Raw genomic sequence first — 18,360 nt, forward strand, 5'->3', positions numbered from 1 at the left:
GGTGTTCGAGCTGTGGACCGGCCCTCACCCTAACCCTCTCCCAGTGGGAGAGGGGACTGACTGAGGTGGATGGTTGAGTTACACCGACCTGAAAGTCCGAGCCGAACTCAGGACTTGAAAAGCACGAAGATCGGCTCCCTTTCCCCCTCGCCCCCCTGGGGGGAGAGGGCTGGGGTGAGGGGGTAGGATTCACGCATCACCACAAACCCCAAGCCGTACACATAAAAAAACGCCGCATTAACCAATGCGGCGTTTTTATTGACTAAAAGTTACTTCAGGTCGAAACGATCCAGGTTGGTGACCTTCGTCCACGCCGCAACAAAGTCCTTAACAAACTGCTCCTTCGCATCCGAACTGGCATACACCTCAGCCAAAGCCCGCAGTTGCGCATTCGAGCCGAATACCAGATCAACCCGCGTCGCCGTCCACTTCACGCTGCCGGTTTTACGGTCACGCCCCTCGAACTCATCCGCATCCCGTGACGTTGGCTTCCACTCCACCCCCATGTCCAGCAGGTTGGTGAAGAAGTCATTGGTCAGCGCTTCCGTCTGCGAGGTGAACACACCATGCCGGGTTTGCCCGACGTTGGTGTTCAACACCCGCAAACCGCCCAGCAGCACAGTCATCTCCGGTGCGGTAAGCGTCAGCAGTTGCGCCTTGTCAATCAGCAACGCCTCGGCCGAGACGGTGTATTTGCCTTTGCTGTAGTTGCGGAAGCCATCGGCAATCGGTTCAAGGAAACCGAAGGAATCAACATCGGTTTGCTCTTGGGTTGCATCCGTACGCCCCGGTGTGAACGGCACCGTGACCGAGTGGCCAGCGTTTTTCGCTGCTTGCTCGACCCCGGCATTCCCGGCCAATACGATCAGGTCTGCCAGCGAGACTTTCTTGCCAGCAGCGCCGCTGTTGAAGTCGTTCTGAATGCCCTCAAGGGTTTGCAGCACTTTGGTCAGTTGCTCAGGCTGATTGGCCTGCCAGAATTTTTGCGGTGCCAGACGCAGGCGTCCACCGTTGGCGCCGCCGCGCTTGTCCGAACCACGGAAGGTCGAGGCAGCGGCCCATGCGGTCGAGACCAGTTGCGACACCGAAAGGCCTGACGCGAGGATTTTGCCTTTCAGCGCAGCCGCGTCGCTTTCGTCGATCAGCGGATGACTGACAGCGGGAATCGGATCCTGCCACAGCAATTCTTCGCTCGGCAGTTCCGGTCCGAGATAGCGCGACAGCGGGCCCATGTCGCGGTGGATCAGTTTGTACCAGGCACGGGCGAAGGCATCGGCCAACTGATCCGGATTGGCGAGGAAGCGCCGGGAGATCTGCTCGTAGGCTGGATCGAAACGCAGCGCCAGGTCAGAGGTGAGCATGGTCGGCGAGAGTTTCTTGTTCGGATCATGGGCGTGGGGAACGGTACCGGCACCGGCGCCGTTTTTCGGAATCCACTGATGCGCACCGGCCGGGCTTTTGGTCAGCTCCCACTCGAAGCCGAACAGGTTTTCCAGGTAGTTGTTGCTCCACTTCGTCGGTGTGGTGGTCCAGGTCACTTCCAGACCGCTGGTAATGGTGTCGCCACCCTTGCCGGTACCGAACGCGTTGCGCCAACCGAGGCCCTGTTCTTCGAGGCCGGCCGCTTCCGGCTCAGGCCCGACGTTATCGGCTGGGCCGGCGCCGTGGGTTTTACCGAAGGCGTGACCGCCAGCGATCAACGCGACGGTTTCTTCATCGTTCATGGCCATACGGCCGAAGGTTTCGCGGATGTCGTGGGCTGAAGCGACCGGGTCTGGATTGCCTTCCGGACCTTCGGGGTTCACGTAGATCAGGCCCATTTGCACGGCGGCGAGCGGGTTTTCCAGATTGCGTTCGCCCTGATCGGTGCGGCTCTCTTCTTTGCCATGCAAATCCGGCTCGGCGACCAACGTACCGTCACCGGGTTCCTGCATGGCGGACTTGTCCTTGCCGTAACGGCTGTCGCCGCCCAGCCATTCGTGCTCCGAACCCCAGTAAACGTCTTCGTCCGGCTCCCACACATCGGGGCGGCCACCGGAGAATCCGAAGGTTTTGAAACCCATGGATTCCAGCGCGACGTTCCCAGTGAGAACGATCAGGTCGGCCCAGGAAATATTGCGGCCATATTTCTGCTTGATCGGCCACAGCAGGCGCCGGGCCTTGTCGAGGCTGACGTTGTCTGGCCAGCTGTTCAGTGGTGCAAAGCGTTGTTGCCCGGAGCCGGCGCCACCACGGCCATCGGCGGTGCGATAGGTGCCGGCGCTATGCCAGGCCATGCGGATGAAGAGGGGGCCGTAGTGGCCAAAGTCGGCTGGCCACCAGTCCTGAGAGTCGGTCATCAGCGCATTGAGGTCTTGTTTCAGCGCCTGGAAGTCCAGGCTTTTGAAGGCTTTGGCGTAGTCGAAATCCTTGCCCAACGGATCGGACTTTGGCGAATGCTGACTGAGGATTTTCAGGTTGAGTTGATTCGGCCACCAGTCACGGTTCGTCGTGCCACCACCGGCGGCGTGGTTGAACGGGCATTTCGATTCGTTTGCCATGTTCGGGTCCTTATCAGGTCTGCTACGGCCGGCTCGTGCCGACTTCGGACTAGTAAGGCTAGACCCGACTGGGGAAGTCAGCTAATAGGCCGACTATTGGACGTTGATAGTCAGAACCTTTTACTGCGCGCTCGCCCCTATAGGACCTTGATCAGGTGGATTGGGCCGTGTCGTCCTCCGGCACGTCGTCAAGGATGTCCTCTTGCCCTGGCAACTCGGTAATCACACTGAAATCCGTCACCTCAACCGCGCCCAATCCATACCCCAGCAAATGGAAAGAAAACGCTTTGCGCTCTTGCGGGTTGTCGAAGCTGAAGTTCATTTCCAGTGGCTGCTCGGCGGTTGCCACCATCTCCTGCGGCAGGCCAATCTGCACGTCCTGTTCAAACTCTTTGGCCTTGAGCTGAATGTACGCCGCTTGTTGCGGATCGACCGAGCGCACGGTCAGGCGCACGCGGGTGTGCGAGCCTTTGGGCATTTCCAGGTACTGCGCGCCGATCAGGTTGTCGGCCCAGTCATCCTTGATTTGCGCTTGCAGCGGGATGACGTTGGTGCTGCCGAACTGATAGCGATGATTGAGCGGCGTGCGCAGCAGCGACAGGTCGAGAGCGTTGGCGCGGGCGGCGATCTGCCGGGCCGGGTGACCGCTGTAGTTGCCTTTGTACGTGGCGCTTTCAGCGATGAACCCGGCGCTTTCGTAATAGCGGCAGCGGCGCGGCATGTCGCACTCGGAAAAAATCCCCTGACCGTTGTGATAGCGCAGCTTGCCGTTGGTGAACGACATGATTTCGCGGCCGCTGTCGTAGTCGCGAAACAGCGAGCGGCCGCTCAGCGCGGAAGGCACCGGCAGGTCGAAGTAGTCGAGGATGGAAGTGCTCAGATCGACGTGGCCATACACGCCTTTGTTGAGCCGTGGCAGTTGTTCATGCTCCGGCGCCAGGGTCAGGTTGAAGCCCCATGAAGAGGCCAGGCGCACGCCGTCGATGCCGTGGGATTCGTCCGAGGTGATCACCACCAGCGTGTCTTTCAGGACGCCCTGGTGCTCGAGGCCGCTGAGGAATTGCTCCAGCGCATCGTCGAGATAACCGACGGCGGCCTGTTTCGGCGTTTCGTAGCGCTCCAGGTATTCCTCGGGCGCGGAGTAGGGCTGATGGGTGCCGACGGTCAGCAATGTCAGCATCCACGGCTTCTTCTGCTTTTTCAGTTGGCCGACATAATCCAGCGCGCCTTCGAAAAACGCCTTGTCATCCTTGCCCCACGGGAATTCCAGATAATTGCTGTTGCTGAACCATTCCAGACCGTGCGTCGCATCGAAACCAATGTGCGGCATGATCTTGTCTTTGGCCATGAAGCGCAGCCCGGCACCCTGTAGATAGTGGGTGCTGAAGCCGTGTTCGCGCAGCTGCGCCGGCAGGCAGGCCTGATTGCGCTCGTTGAGGGTGAGCATTTCCACGCCTTTGGGCGTGCCGTTGTTGAGTTTGTCGTAATCGCCGCAGAGCATCGCGTACAGACCGCGAATGGTCTGGTGCGTATGCAGCACGTAGTCCGGGGTGTTCATGCCGCGCTCGGCCCAGCGGCTGAGGTTGGGCATCAGGTCTTCCTGATAATGGCTGCCGATCGCCTCGCGGTTGGCGCGGATGTAAGCCCCGGGAATGCCTTCCAGCGCGATGATCAGCACGTTGCGTGCTTGTCCCGGCGCGGCCAGCAGTTTCTGCCCGTTGAGGTCGACGTCGGTGAGCCCGGCCATGGCCGGCGCGGGTTCTTCGACATCGCCGTCCAGCCATTCCTCGGCCTGGATCTGCAGATCGGCGACCTCGCTGGCCAGCAATTGGTGCGGCAGGTTGTACTGGCGCCACGGATCCGTTTCGCTCGGCCACAGGTTCTGCGCGCCCCAGTGGGCGGCGAACAATACCAGCGGTGCGCTCCAGGCTGCGCGTGGCAGGGGCGGACGTGGCAGGTTGCGGTTGGCAAACCGGGTCAGCAGCCAGAACAGCAGGGCCAGTAGCAAAGTGATGCCCAGTGCAGGATGGGCCAGGCCGCCACCCGTGGAGTTTTCCACGAACTGCGGATCGATCAGGTAATGAATGTCCGAAGGCGTCGGCAGCCGACCGACCGCGCTGACCAGTTCAGCGGTTGCCACCGCCAGCAATCCCCAGAACAGCAACACCGGCAAGGCCAGCCACCACGCCCGGCGATGCAGCAACACCACCAACAGGCTGCCGATGGCCAGATCCGACAAATAGCCCAGCGGTGCCGACCAACCCAGTGCCGCACGCAGGCACAGCGGCACCACCAGCACCAGAACAATCAGGGAAAAGAGGCGGGCATGCGGCTGCCGCAACCGGTTAAAAAGAGCGCTCACAAAAAAAGACCTTCCAGCCATTAAATCGTCATAAAAGTGTGCGCGATGATACCAAGGGTGAGCTGTCTGATCGCCCTTTTAAACCCTCATCTGATGCGCTGGTGCGGTGGCCTCTGAAGGTGATGGAGTGTCTGCAGGCCTGACCCGCCTTCGCGTGGCCCGGCAATCGACGATATTGAGGCTGGTGGATTTATTGTTTCAGGCTGTTTAACCCGTCGAGCCGCCACCGGATTCCAATGTAGGAGTTGCGGCACGCTGCGATCTTTTGATCTTGTTATCGAAACCCGGAATCAAAAGATTGCAGCCTCCTTTCGCTCGACAACCCGTGCTATCGATATGCGATAAAGATATTTAATTTCTATTTTTTATAGCTATAAAGTCAGGCCTTTCAGCACACCACCCCCATGCTGCGAGGTTGTCATGGCCACACCGTTCAAACGTTCTGCACTGACTCTGTTGGCCGCCTCCCTGGCCGCGAGTGCGTTGTTCAGCACCGGCGCCCAGGCCGAAGGCAAGATCAGCATCGCCCAGCAATTCGGCATCGGTTACCTGATTCTCGATGTAGTGCGCGACCAGAATCTCATCGAAAAACACGGCAAGGAGCAGGGCCTCGACATCAAGGTCGACTGGAACAGCATCTCCGGGGCCACCGCGATGAACGAAGCATTACTAACCGGATCCCTCGACGTGGTGTCCGCCGGTGTGCCGCCGATGCTCACCGTGTGGGATCGCACCAAAGGCAAACAGAACGTCAAAGCCATCGCCGCGCTGGGTTCGATGCCCAACTATCTGCTGACCAACAATCCAAACATCAAGACGCTCAAGGACTTCTCCGACAAGGACCGGATTGCCGTGCCGGCTGCCGGCGTGGGCTTCCAGTCACGCACCTTGCAGATCGAAACCGCCAAGGAATTCGGTGACGGGCAGTACAAGAAATTCGACGATATTTCAGTCAGCCTGCCGCACCCCGATGCGACCGCCGCGCTGATCGCCGGCGGCTCCGAGATCAACTCGCATTTCTCCAGCCCGCCGTTCCAGTACCAGGCTTTGCAGAATCCCAACGTGCACAAAGTGCTGAGCTCCTATGACGTGCTCGGCGGTCAGGCAACGTTCAACGTGCTCTACACCACAGAAAAATTCCACGACGAAAACCCGAAAACCTACAAGGCGTTCTACGACGCTTTGGCCGAAGCCGAGAAAATTATCAAGGCTGACAAGCCGGCGGCGGCTCAGGCGTACATTCGTGTCGAACAGTCGAAGTTGCCGCTGGCCCTGGTCGAGCAAATCGTCAAAGACCCGGAAATCGATTTTACCGTGGTGCCGCAGCGCACCTTTATCTATGCCGAGAAGTTGCAGGAACTGGGTGTGCTGAAGAACAAGGCTGAGAGCTGGAAGGATTACTTTTTTGAAGAGGCGCATGGTGGCGCGGGGAGTTGATAGAAAAGGGGCAACGTCTGTTGCCCCTTTTTTCATTCAAGGTTCGCCATCATCAAAAATGTTCTCAATCGGCATCTCGAACGCCCGAGCAATCTGAAAGGCCAGTGGCAGACTCGGGTCGTAGCGTTCGTTTTCAATCGCGTTAATCGTCTGACGCGACACGCTCAGGCGTTCAGCCAGATCGACCTGCGACCATTTGCGCTCGGCGCGCAATTCCTTGAGGCGGTTTTTCATTGGTAGCGGCGTCGCGCAATGTGCAGGCCGACAATCCACATCAGCCCCATCACCGGCCATACACACGTCCACGGAATATGCGGGGCGCCGACGTTTTCCAGAAAACCGTAGCTGAAGGTCAGCAGTGCCGAGGCGGCGAAGGCAAAACCCAACGCCTCAAACTGGATGCGCAAATGCATTTCGTCCATGCGCCGCATATTGCGCACGATGGCCCAGCACATCAGTCCCGCCGGAATGACCGGCGTCACTGCGACGGCCGAGCGCAGCACGATGGGGGCGTCCATCAGATATTGCGAGGCAACCAATGAGGCTGTCAGCACCAGCATGTAGATGATTAATGCTGCGCCCAATTCGAGGTAGTACCGGTTCATTCTTCACTTCCTATGTAAAAGACCCTTTACATGGTCGCCGAAGATTTATCCGATGTAAAGCACGCTTTCCATCACGCTGGTCGCCTCGAACATGCTGGTGTCGGAGCAGTTGCAGCGTAGGGGCACGCGTTCTGGACAGCGTAATAACCACTCAGTAGCATTCGAACTCAACGGATTATCCCTTCGCACGTCGTCCGACGTGCAACGCTCAAGGAATCGACATGCGCGAGACCCCCAATGACCCACAACGAACCGTCGTGACCTTGGTCAACGGCGAGATTCACCATGAAACCCATATCAGTTTCAGCTCCATGTCGCTCGTCGATGGCGAAATTCGGGTGCATCGTGCTGAAGGCAATCAGCTAGACATTCCGGTGGCCGGGGCGGACTTCGCTTGGCGCATTGATCTGGATGGGGTGCACAGAGTACCGGTGACGCAGGCAGCGGTTGAACCGGTTGAACCGGTGCGTGCCGATGACAGCTTGAAGTTGTTCACCTCGAAAAACGTGTGGATCACCCTCGGGCTGTGGTTCTTCGTCAGTTCGGTTTTCGGTTGGCTGGGGATTGTGGCGGCAGGCGGATATCTCGGTTACCAGTGGCGTGAGGTGGAAAAGCGCAAGGGACAGTTGGCCAAGGCACCCGTAGATAAGGCCGTGCCCCGTTCCGGCTCGGGAATGTCACGGGAAAGTGTGCGCAAGGCATTGGCCCGCAGGCGTTAATGCGGCGCCCATCAAAGACAAAAAAGGGGCGGCCTGATTATCGATCAGGCCGCCCCTTTTTTATTGCCGCTCAGTCAGATCAGTGCATTTTGCTGTGATCGTGACCTTCCATGTTGGTCAGCGCACGAACCGGTGCCTTCACTTCGATGGTTTCTTTTTCGCCCTTGGCGTTTTCCACGGTCAGGGTCAGCGGTACGCTTTCGCCTTCTTTGAGCTGACCGTTCAGGCCCATCAGCATCACGTGATAGCCGTTCGGATCAAGCTTGACGGCTTTGCCGGCCGGCAGCTCGACGAACTTCACCGGGCCCATGCTCATGACGTCATTCTTCATGGTCATTTCATGGATCTGCACGTCCTTGGCCGCTGGCGTCGCGACGCTGAGCAACTTGCTGTCACTGTCGGCGGTGAGGGTCATGAACGCGCCGCTGGCGGACTGGGTCGGCACGGTGGCACGGACCCAGGCGTCGTCGACTTTGGTCTGCGCGGACACCTGGAACGCCAGGCCCAGCAGAGACAGACCGATGACAGCGCGTTTGATGTGGTTCAGAACAGGTTGCATCAGCAAACCTCCATAACAGTAAGCAAATCTTCCGTGCATTGTTCTGCCGAAAGCGAGGTGGACAGACCCAGGCGCAAGCCGCCGTTGGAGTCGTAAACGTAACTGGTGGCAGTGTGCGAGATGGTATAGGTGTCGCCGGCCGGGACTTTCTCGTAGAACACGTCGAATTCCTTGGCGGTGGCCGCGGTTTCCTCGAGTGTGCCGTACAGCGCAACGAACGTCGGGTCGAAGGCTTTCATGTAGGCGTCGAGGATTTCCGGGGTATCGCGCTCGGGATCGAGGGTGATGAAGATCACCTGCAAACGATCGCCATCGGCGCCCATCAGTTTCTTGATTTTCGCCGCGCGGGCGAGGGTGGTCGGGCAGACTGCCGGGCACTGGGTGAAGCCGAAGAAGACCATCGGCATCATGCCGCGAAAGCTCGACAGCGTCATGGTTTCGCCATCGGTGTTCTTCAGTTTGAAGGTGCGCCCCATGATCTTGTTACTCAGATCCTTGCCGTACTTGTACGACAGTTGGCCGCGGGTGTCGCAGCCGGCGAGCAGGCCGAGCCCGAGTACGCCCATTCCCGCAAGCACCTTGCGGCGAGTCAACAAAGCCGTCATCTAATACCGCCTTTTGCAGCCCGTCAGTCAGCAGGACTGGCGGGGGGTTAACCGTAAAAGCGGCGCATGATACCAAACTGCAGGCAGACGCCGGCCACGGATCGCCGCACGGCAGAGGATCGCGCGACAAAAGGTGTAAGAAAAAGTGACTACAGCTTACTGGACGCTTGATTCAGCGGCGCTCCAGCCCCCGCCCAGCGCGGTGTAAAGGTTGACCTCGGCGACCAGTTGCGCGAGGCGATCGGTGATCAGGCCTTGCTGCGAACTGAACAGCGAACGCTGCGCATCGAGGAACGTCAGGCTGCTGTCGACGCCATTCTGATAACGGTTTTGCGCCAGGTTGTAGTAAGTCTGTGTGGCCGCGACCAGATCGCGCTGCGCCTGCAATTGCTGCTGATAAGTGCTGCGCGCAGCGAGGCCGTCGGCGACTTCCTGAAATGCGGTTTGAATCGATTTTTCGTATTCGGCCACCGCCACATCTTTCTGCAATTTCGAATAATCCAGGCTGGCGCGCAGGCTGCCGGCATTGAAAATCGGCAGGCTGATCTGCGGCTGAAAGGTCCAGGCGCCAGAGCCACCGCCGAACAGCCCGGACAGATCGCGGCTCGACGTCCCGGCATTCGCCGTCAGGCTGACACTGGGAAAAAACGCCGCCCGTGCCGCACCGATATTGGCGTTGGCTGCTTTCAGTTTGTACTCCGCCTGAAGGATGTCCGGACGCCGTTGCAGCAGATCCGAGGGCAGGCCGGCGGGCAGTTGCCGCACCAGCTCGCTGGCCAGTGGACGGGCGGGCAGCGACTCGGGCACCGGCGCGCCGACCAGCAAGGTCAGGCTGTTCAAGTCCTGGGCGACCTGACGCTGATAGCGCGCCAGATTGGCCCGGGAACTGTCGACGCTGGTTCTGGCCTGCGCCTGCTCCAGCGCTGACGATTTGCCGGCCTCACGGTTGCGGGTGGTCAGGTGCAGGCTCTGTTCATCGGCAGCAAGGGTGTCGCGGGTCAGCTCCAGCAGCTCCTGATCGGCGCGCCAGGTCAGGTAGGCGTTGGCGACGTTGGCCACCAGACTCAGCTCGGCACTGCGCCGCGCTTCTTCAGTCGCAAGCCAGGTTTGCAAGGCCTCCTCGCTGAGGCTGCGCACGCGACCGAAGAAGTCCAGCTCATAAGCGCTGATGCCGAGGTTGACCGAGTACGTCGAATTGATCAGCGCTTTGCCTTGGGTCACGCTCGGCGGCATGCGCTGGCGCAATTCATTGGCATTGGCCGACACCGCCGGCAGCAGGTCGGCGCGCTGAATGCGGTATTGCGCCTGAAAGGCTTCGACGTTGAGTGCCGCCACGCGCAGGTCGCGGTTGTTGACCAGCGCGCTTTCGATCAGTTGTTGCAGCACCGGATCGGTGAACAGCGTGCGCCAGTCCTCAGCGCTCGTGGCGGGCTGCGTTGCTGTCGGATACTGCGCGGCGGTGGGGGACGCGGGGCGCTGATACTCGGGAATCAATGAACAACCGGCCATCAGCACCGCGATGGACAGCAGGGAAAGTCGCAACGTCAACATCGAACTGCCTCATGCATTTAGAGAGCTTTGTGCTCAGGCGCCGGCCATCCATTTCGCCAGGCCATGGCGGCCACTCACGCCGAGTTTGGCCGTGGCGCGTTTCAGGTACGTCTCGATCGAGCTGTTTTTGACCCGCAGCTTTTCCGCCATTTGCGGCACGGTGCCGCCGGTCAACAGGCCCAGGCAGACTTCTTTCTCGCGCACCGACAGGGCGATGTCGCTTAATGCCAGGCGCTCATCGAACACCTGCGCCAGCGGCGCCTGATCCAGTTCGGCCAATGGTTGGCGCGGTTGCCGGGCGAGGATTTGCCGACTGATCTGCGCGTGACGTTCGATCAGTGGCAGCAGGGTGTCGGACAGGCTCTTGAGAAACGACAGCTCCGGCAGGGAAAACACCCGTTGGGTATGCGGTCGGTAAAACGAAATCACGCAACGGCGGTTGGACGTACGCGAAACCAGATTGCATTGATGCGCACTGTGTTGCGGATGGCGAGGCTGGAGCGAGGCTTTCAGTTGAATCAGCAGCGAGTCGTTCATCTCGATCATCTTCTGCAGCAGCGGATGATCGTCGGGGCTTTCCAGCGGATCGGGCGCTGCACAGGTCTGCGTCAAACCGGCGCTGCCCAACGGTTTGATGTCGACCACACTGGCCTGACGTTCATCCAGCGTCCACTCACTGAGATCCACGCGGTTGACCGGCACCAAGGTGTCGACCAACTGGAACATGTTCGTGGCGAAGTGATCATCGCCGGTGCTGGCAATCAACTCACCCAGTTGCCAGTAGAAGTGTGGGTTTTCCATATTACGAATGCTGCCGGTCAGATTCATATCCTTCATCCTTGGTTCAGAGCCATCACTGAATCGTCTGCCGTCTCTGTAAAAGCCGCCCACGCAGTCATTTCTCCTTGAACATGATCTGGAGCGGGATTTAAGCCTATGGATTTGTCCTACGTCTGTAGGGGAAAACAGGGACACAAAGTGCCACTATTTCTGAATATTGGCGCCGGGGTTCTGACGCTGTTAAACGCCGGCGTAACGGCGAGAGTGACTGTTCAGTCACGCTCAAGCCCCGGAAAACCTGGCGAAGGGGAATTCTGATCGGCAGCGCTCGGGTAAATGGCGGCGCTGCTATGTGGTTTTTTTCCTACAAGCTTTTCAGTATTTCCTCTCCGAACTTTTCGACAGTGCCTACGGTAAACACGCCCACAAGGTCAGACAGGGGTGTACGAGCCTGGTGGTTGTCCGGGTTTCAGGTGTCATGTCGGCGCCGGGGCCGATGCTTGAATACCGGCAAAATTTCATGAGATGGATCTTATGCAGCCTACTTCTGCCAACGTGGCGGACGATGTGTCCGTGCCTGTCGAGACATTTGCGCTGACTGCCGCCCAACGGGATATCTGGCTGGACCAACTGAGCCGCGGCGATTCGCCGCTGTACAACATTGGCGGTTACGTGGAGCTGAGCGGGCCGCTGGATCCGGCATTGCTGCAATCGGCGCTTGAGTGTCTGGTGGAAGCGAATGATGCCTTGCGCATTGTTCTGCGATCGGACGTTGGTCACGACGGGCTGCCGTTGCAAGGGTTTGCGCAGGCGCTGCCGGTGGCCATGCCGCTGTTTGATCTCAGCGGGCAAGCCGATCCACAGTCGGCGGCCCAGACGCTGGTTGAAGCACAGATGGCGCAGGCCTTTGTGTTGAGCGGGCAGGCGTTGTTCCGCTTCAGTCTGATTCGCCTCGATCGCCATCTTCACTGGCTGGCAGCCCAGGCCCATCACTTGATCATTGATGGCTGGGCGTTCGCGCTGCTGTTCAAGTCGGTGGGCGAGATCTACAGCACGTTGTGCCGTGGCGAGCATCCGCGCAGGGCGGCACCGTCCTATGTCGGCTTTATCGAAGAAGACGCGCGCTACCATCAGTCACCTCGCTATGAGCGCGATCAACGTTACTGGCTGGACAAGTACCGTAGCTTGCCCGAGCCCTTGTTGACGCCCCGTCATCGCGAATTCCTTGATGTTGAAGCAGCGCCAAGTCGCATCCACGTCGAGTCTTTTCCAGCCGTGCTGCACGAGCGCATGAAAGACACTGCGCGGCACCTCGGCGGTTCGGCCTTTCATGTATTGCTGGCGGCGCTGCACGTGTATTTCAGTCGTACCGCGCAACGTGACGAGTGGGTGGTCGGTTTGCCGATTCTCAATCGCTCCGGTGCCCGCTTCAAAAGCACCTTGGGCTTGTTCACCCAGGTCAGTGCAATGCGCATGGGCTTCGGTCGAACGTTGTCATTCGCTGGATTGATCAAGGCGATCGGCGCTGACCTGAAGCAGGATTTCCGCCATCAACGCTACCCGCTGAGCGAGATGAACCGCGCGCTGGGGCTGTTGCGTGAAGATCGTGCGCAACTGTTCGAGCTGTCGCTGTCCTACGAGCAGGACGACCATGACTATCGTTACGGTGAGGCGTCGGGGCACTCGGTAAAGGTCTCCAACCAGCACGAGGCGACTCCGCTGGCCATTCACCTGCGCAGCAACCGTTACACCGACAAAGCCTGGCTGCATCTGGTGTACTCGCCAGCCTATTTCACGGCTGACGAGATCGCGGCGTTGACCGAGCGCTTGCTGCTGATTCTGCAGCAAGGTCTGGAATGCCCGGCGCTGGCGATCGCCGATTTCAACCTCAATAGCCCGGCAGAACTGGCCCTGTTCAATGAGTGGAACGACACCCGGGTCAGTTATCCGCAAGGCCGACTGATTCATCAGCGCTTCGAATCGCGAGTGGCCGAAGAGCCGGACGCTGTGGTTGCGACCTATCAGGGACGAACCCTGAGTTATGCCGAGCTGAATCGGCAAGCCAATGCGTTGGCCCATCATCTGATCGGCCTCGGCGTGTGCCCTGACGATCGTGTGGCAATCGTTGCCCGCCGTGGCCTGGACACGCTGGTCGGGCTGTTGGCGATTCTCAAGGCTGGCGCTGCTTATGTGCCGATTGATCCGGCGCATCCGCCCGAGCGCCTGAGTTATCTGCTCAGCGACAGTGCGCCGGTGGCGCTGCTGACGCAAAGCGATCTGCGTGAGCGTCTGCCCGCCACAACGCTGCCAGTGATCGAGCTGGATCGGCGCCAGTGGCCGCTCGAAAACTTGACCGATCCCGACGTGGCGGGGCTGAACACCCGCCACCTCGCCTATGTGATTTATACCTCCGGCTCCACCGGGTTGCCCAAAGGCGTGATGGTCGAGCACCGCACGCTGGGCAATCTGGTCGACTGGCACTGCGCGGCGTTTGGACTTGGCCCTGGGCAGCACGCCTCGAGCCTGGCCGGCTTCGGGTTTGACGCGATGGCGTGGGAGGTGTGGCCGGCGCTGTGTGCCGGGGCAACGCTGCATTTTGCACCCGCGAGCGAAGGCAGCGAAGACATCGATGCGCTGCTCGCCTGGTGGCGGGCGCAGCCGCTGGACGTCAGCTTTCTGCCGACGCCGATTGCCGAATACGCCTTCAGCCAACAGGCCGATCATCCGACCTTGCGCACCTTGCTGATCGGCGGCGATCGTCTGCGCCAGTTCAACCGCGCGCAGTCGTTCGCGGTGGTCAACAACTACGGCCCGACCGAGGCCACGGTGGTCGCCACGTCGGGGTTGATCACACCGGGGCAGGCGTTGCACATCGGCAAACCCGTCAGCAATGCCACGACTTATCTGCTCGATGATCAGCAGCGTCCGGTGCCGATCGGCATCATTGGCGAACTGTATGTCGGCGGCGCCGGGGTGGCCCGGGGTTTTCTGAATCGTCCGGACCTGACCGCCGAACGCTTTCTCGACGACCCGTTCAGTGCGCAGACTGATGCGCGCATGTACCGCACCGGCGACCTCGCGCGGTGGCGCGCCGACGGCAATATTGAGTACATCGGTCGCAACGATGACCAGGTGAAAGTTCGTGGGGTGCGTGTCGAGCTGGGCGAAATCGAAGCCGCACTCGCCAGCCATGACGCGGTGCAGGAAGCCGTGGTGCTGGTGCGCGACGGTCAATTGTTGGCATGGTTCACCGAGCGCGCAGCACTGGACATCCAGCAACTGCATGCGCACCTGACATCGCGTTTGCCAGCCGCCATGCTGCCGGCCGCCTACATTCAATTGGCGAGTTTGCCGCTGACCGCCAACGGCAAGCTCGATCGCCAGGCGTTGCCGGCGCCGGGGCCGGAAGCGTTGATCCGCCGTCAATACGAGGCGCCACAAGGTGACGTCGAAATCGCTCTCGCCCAGATCTGGGCCGAGGTCTTGCAGGTCGAACGGGTAGGGCGTCACGACCATTTCTTTGAGCTGGGCGGCCACTCTTTGCTCGCCGTAGGCCTGATCGAACGCATGCGCCAGATTGGCATGAGCAGCGATGTTCGCGTGCTGTTCAATCAACCGACACTGGCGGCGTTAGCGGCGGCAGAGGGCAGCGGCCGCGAAGTCGAGGTGCCGGCTAACCGCATTGCGCCCGATTGCACGTACATCACGCCGGACCTGTTGCCATTGGTGCAACTGGATCAGGCGATGATCGAACGCATCGTCGCGACCGTGCCGGGCGGTGCCGCCAATGTGCAGGACATCTACCCGTTGGCCCCGTTGCAGGAAGGCATTCTCTATCACCACATCACCGCTGCGCAGGGCGATCCGTATTTGCTGCAATCGCTGCTGGCGTTCGACAGCCTCGAGCGGGTCGAGGCCTTTGCCGCTGCGCTGCGTCAGGTCATGGCGCGGCACGACATCCTGCGTACGGCGGTGGTTTGGGAAGGGCTGACGTCACCGGTTCAGGTCGTTTGGCGCGAGGCGATTTTGCCGGTGCAGGAGGTTGAATTTGATCCTGCCCGTGGCGCGATCATCGATCAATTGCACGAGCGTTTCGACGCGCGGCGTTATCGCCTCGATGTCAGTCAGGCGCCGCTGCTGCGCCTGATGTATGCCCGTGATCCCGCGCACAATCGGGTGGTCGGCATCTTGTTGTTCCATCACCTGGCGATGGATCACATTGCGCTGGAGGCGATGCGCGAAGAAATCCACGCCAGCCTGTCCGGGCACTCGGAGACGCTGGCGCCGCCAGTACCGTATCGCAACTACGTGGCGCAGACGCGCCTGGGTGTCAGCGAGCAGGAGCATGAAGCGTTCTTCCGGCAGATGCTCGGCGACATCGATGAGCCGACGTTGCCGTTCGCTTTGCAGAACGTGCAGGGCGACGGCAGCAACATCGAAGAAGCCGAGCAGGCGCTGGCCAGCGATCTGTATCAGCGCCTGCAGCAGCAGGCACGCCTGGCGGGCGTGAGCATCGCCAGCCTGATCCACCTCGCCTGGGCGCAAGTATTGGCGGCGACCTCCGCGCAGCAAAGTGTCGTATTTGGCACGGTGTTGATGGGCCGCATGCAGGGTGGCGCGGGTGCCGACCGGGCGCTCGGGGTGTTCATCAACACCTTGCCGCTGCGGGTCGATGTCGGCGAGGGCGCGCGCGCAGCGCTGAAGTCCACCCATGCGCGCCTGAGCGCGTTGCTTGCCCATGAACACGCTTCGTTGGCGCTGGCCCAGCGTTGCAGCGGCGTTGCTGCGCCGGCACCGCTGTTCAGCGCCTTGCTCAACTATCGGCACAGCGATGATGTCGAGCAAGAAACCTCCCGGCAAACCTGGCAGGGCATCGAGACCCTGGCTAATGAGGAGCGAACCAATTATCCGTTTACCCTGAGTGTCGATGACCTCGGCACAGGCTTGCGGTTGACCACCCGAACCCTGTCGAGCATCGGCGCGCAGCGGATTTGCAGTTATGTGCAGTCAGCGCTGAGCGTGTTGGTCGAAGCGCTGGAGAACACGCCGCAGCGGCCGCTGAATAGCCTGCCGTTGTTACCGCAGGAAGAACTGCAACGGCTGCTGATCGAGTTCAACGATACGGCAGTCGACTGCCCGCTGGATCAGCCACTTCAGGCGCTGTTTGAACAACAGGTACAGCGCAAGCCGGATGCCATCGCCGTGCAGTTCGCCGAGCAACGCCTGAGCTATCGCGAGTTGAACGAGCAGGCCAACCGCCTGGCCCATCATCTGCGCGGGCTCGGCGTGCAACCGGATTCGCGGGTCGCGATCTGCGTCGAGCGCGGGCCGGAACTGGTGATCGGTCTGTTGGGCATTCTCAAGGCCGGCGGTGCTTATGTGCCGCTCGATCCCGATTATCCGCAGCAACGGCTCAACTATATGTTGCAGGACAGCGCCCCGGTCGCGCTGCTGGTGCATGCCGCAACGCGTGATTTGCTCGGCGAATCCCGCGTGCCGCTGATCGATCTCGATTTCGGTGTATGGCGGGACCAACCGCACGAGAATCTGCAGATGCCTGGTCTCGGTGCGACGAATCTGGCCTACATGATCTACACCTCCGGCTCCACCGGCACGCCGAAAGGCGTGATGATCGAGCACCGCAGCGCCTGCAACATGGTGCACTGGGGTTCGCAGTTGTCGCCGCCGACTGAACACGGGGCGTTGTTGCAAAAGGCGCCGTACAGTTTCGACAGTTCGGTGTGGGAGATCTTCTGGCCACTGTGCTCGGGCATGCGCCTGGTCCTGGCGCGAGCCGATGGCAATCGCGATTCGGCGTATGTCACGCAAGTGATCCGTGAGCAGAACATCACCGTGGTCAAGTTCGTGCCGGCCTTGTTGCAGCAGTTCATTGAACAGGACGATGTCAGCCAGTGCACCAGCCTGACCGACGTGCTCAACGGTGGCGGCGAGTTGACCGTTGCGCTGGCCCGGCAAGTGCGCGAGCGCCTGCCGTGGGTGCGCCTGCACAACGTCTACGGGCCGACCGAAACCACGGTCGACAGCAGTGGCTGGACGCTGCAACCCGGCGAACCGGTGCCGCAGACACTGGTGCCGATCGGCAAGGCCCTGAGCAACACGCGGCTGTACGTCCTCGATGCCTTTGATCAGCCTGTGCCGTTTGGCGTCAGTGGGCATTTGCACATTGGCGGAGTGGGCGTGGCGCGGGGCTATCTGGGACTGCCGCAATTGCAGGCCGAACGTTTTATCGATAGTCCGTTTGTGGCTGGTGATCGCTTGTATCGCACCGGTGATCTGGTGCGTTATGGCGCCGATGGCAACCTCGAATTCCTCGGTCGTAACGACTTTCAGGTCAAGCTGCGCGGGGTGCGTCTTGAGCTGGGCGAGATTGAAGCGCGCCTGCTGGAACACCCGGCCATCCGCGAGGCGGTGGTGCTGGTACGCGATGAGCGACTGGTGGCTTATTACACCCTGCGCGCCGAACTGGCTGCACCGACGCTGGAAGCATTGCGAGCGCATGTGTTGGCGCAGTTGCCGGAGTTCATGGTGCCTGGCGCCTACGTGAGGCTGGCGGCGTTGCCGTTGACGCCGAACGACAAAATCGACCGCAAGGCGTTGCCGGAACCGGGGGCGGAGGCGCTGCTCAGCCGTCCTTACGAGGCCCCCGCAGGCGATGTGGAAACCGCCTTGGCGCAGATCTGGGCGCAGGTGCTCAAGGTCGAGCAGGTGGGCCGGCACGACAACTTCTTCGAGCTGGGCGGGCATTCGTTGCTGGCGGTCAGTCTGGTCGCGCGCATGCGTCTGGCCGGTCTGCATGTCGACGCGCGCACGCTGTTCAGCCAGCCGACACTGGCCGCGCTGGCGGCTCAGACCTCGCGGCAGGCCAAGCAGGTCGAGATCGCCCAGACCACCATCCCGAGCCTCAACCGCAAACGCCGGCTCTGATCGTCGGACACGAAACCTGTGGGAGCGAGCTTGCTCGCGAAAGCGCTGGCTCAGTCAATGTTGCTGGTGACTGATATACCGCCTTCGCGAGCAAGCTCGCTCCCACAGGGGACTTGCGGTGCTCACGCTGGCGGCTTGTCCCCGCTTCCCATGTCAGACACCCACGCCCCGATGTTTTAGTTTTTCCAGGCTGCGCGCCGCCTGCATGGACTCGCTGCTGCGCGCTCATTTTTTTCGAATTTACAGCAGGTTACCTC

General features: G+C 60.6%; 11 protein-coding genes. 3 read left to right on the top strand and 8 right to left on the bottom strand.

Translation table 11 applies throughout. The annotated features are described in order from the left end of the window. Window positions 1-269: 269 nt before the first annotated feature. Together katG and AC1DVF_RS03890 are read right to left on the bottom strand one after the other, a co-directional pair. A complete protein-coding gene (katG, locus tag AC1DVF_RS03885; RefSeq protein ID WP_477782033.1) occupies window positions 270-2,540 on the bottom strand; it encodes a catalase/peroxidase HPI in 2,271 nt (756 codons plus the stop codon). Window positions 2,541-2,691: 151 nt separating this feature from the next. Then, window positions 2,692-4,902: an LTA synthase family protein gene (locus AC1DVF_RS03890; RefSeq protein ID WP_477782034.1), complete on the bottom strand. Its 2,211-nt coding sequence runs from the start codon at window positions 4,900-4,902 to the stop codon at window positions 2,692-2,694. 420 nt (window positions 4,903-5,322) lie between these two features. Here AC1DVF_RS03890 and AC1DVF_RS03895 point away from each other — a divergent pair, with 420 nt between their 5' ends. Next, window positions 5,323-6,339, top strand: coding sequence for an ABC transporter substrate-binding protein (locus AC1DVF_RS03895; RefSeq protein ID WP_477782035.1), 1,017 nt, complete (start codon window positions 5,323-5,325; stop codon window positions 6,337-6,339). 36 nt (window positions 6,340-6,375) lie between these two features. Here the strand turns inward: AC1DVF_RS03895 and AC1DVF_RS03900 are convergent, their stop codons facing one another. Further along, the gene (locus AC1DVF_RS03900; protein ID WP_477782036.1) at window positions 6,376-6,573 is read right to left on the bottom strand and encodes a helix-turn-helix transcriptional regulator; all 198 of its coding nucleotides are present in this window, start codon (window positions 6,571-6,573) and stop codon (window positions 6,376-6,378) included. Further along, window positions 6,570-6,944: a hypothetical protein gene (locus AC1DVF_RS03905; protein WP_093430735.1), complete on the bottom strand. Its 375-nt coding sequence runs from the start codon at window positions 6,942-6,944 to the stop codon at window positions 6,570-6,572. The genes AC1DVF_RS03900 and AC1DVF_RS03905 overlap by 4 nt, the downstream gene beginning before the upstream one ends. A gap of 221 nt (window positions 6,945-7,165) precedes the next feature. On the opposite strand from AC1DVF_RS03905, the gene AC1DVF_RS03910 reads away from it, so the two are divergent. Then, window positions 7,166-7,663, top strand: coding sequence for a cupredoxin domain-containing protein (locus tag AC1DVF_RS03910; protein ID WP_093430736.1), 498 nt, complete (start codon window positions 7,166-7,168; stop codon window positions 7,661-7,663). A 79-nt stretch (window positions 7,664-7,742) separates the two neighbouring features. Here AC1DVF_RS03910 and AC1DVF_RS03915 read toward each other — a convergent pair whose 3' ends face one another. The 4 genes from AC1DVF_RS03915 to AC1DVF_RS03930 form a co-directional block, all read right to left on the bottom strand. Then, window positions 7,743-8,222 carry a copper chaperone PCu(A)C gene (locus AC1DVF_RS03915; protein ID WP_093430737.1) on the bottom strand — a complete coding sequence of 160 codons (480 nt, stop codon included), beginning with the start codon at window positions 8,220-8,222 and terminating at the stop codon, window positions 7,743-7,745. After that, window positions 8,222-8,827, bottom strand: a complete 606-nt coding sequence (locus AC1DVF_RS03920) for an SCO family protein (RefSeq protein ID WP_007915980.1) — start codon at window positions 8,825-8,827, stop codon at window positions 8,222-8,224. Before AC1DVF_RS03920 ends, AC1DVF_RS03915 begins: the two co-directional genes overlap by 1 nt. A gap of 156 nt (window positions 8,828-8,983) precedes the next feature. Further along, a complete protein-coding gene (locus AC1DVF_RS03925) occupies window positions 8,984-10,378 on the bottom strand; it encodes an efflux transporter outer membrane subunit (protein ID WP_460129100.1) in 1,395 nt (464 codons plus the stop codon). Between the two features lie 33 nt (window positions 10,379-10,411). Next, a complete protein-coding gene (locus AC1DVF_RS03930; RefSeq protein ID WP_095047888.1) occupies window positions 10,412-11,206 on the bottom strand; it encodes a helix-turn-helix transcriptional regulator in 795 nt (264 codons plus the stop codon). 486 nt (window positions 11,207-11,692) lie between these two features. Between AC1DVF_RS03930 and AC1DVF_RS03935 the strand changes: the two genes are divergently transcribed. After that, window positions 11,693-18,103 (top strand): amino acid adenylation domain-containing protein, encoded by a 6,411-nt coding sequence (locus AC1DVF_RS03935; RefSeq protein WP_477782037.1) that lies wholly within the window; start codon window positions 11,693-11,695, stop codon window positions 18,101-18,103. Window positions 18,104-18,360: the final 257 nt, after the last annotated feature.

Source organism: Pseudomonas sp. P4_D7 (genome assembly GCF_056401755.1).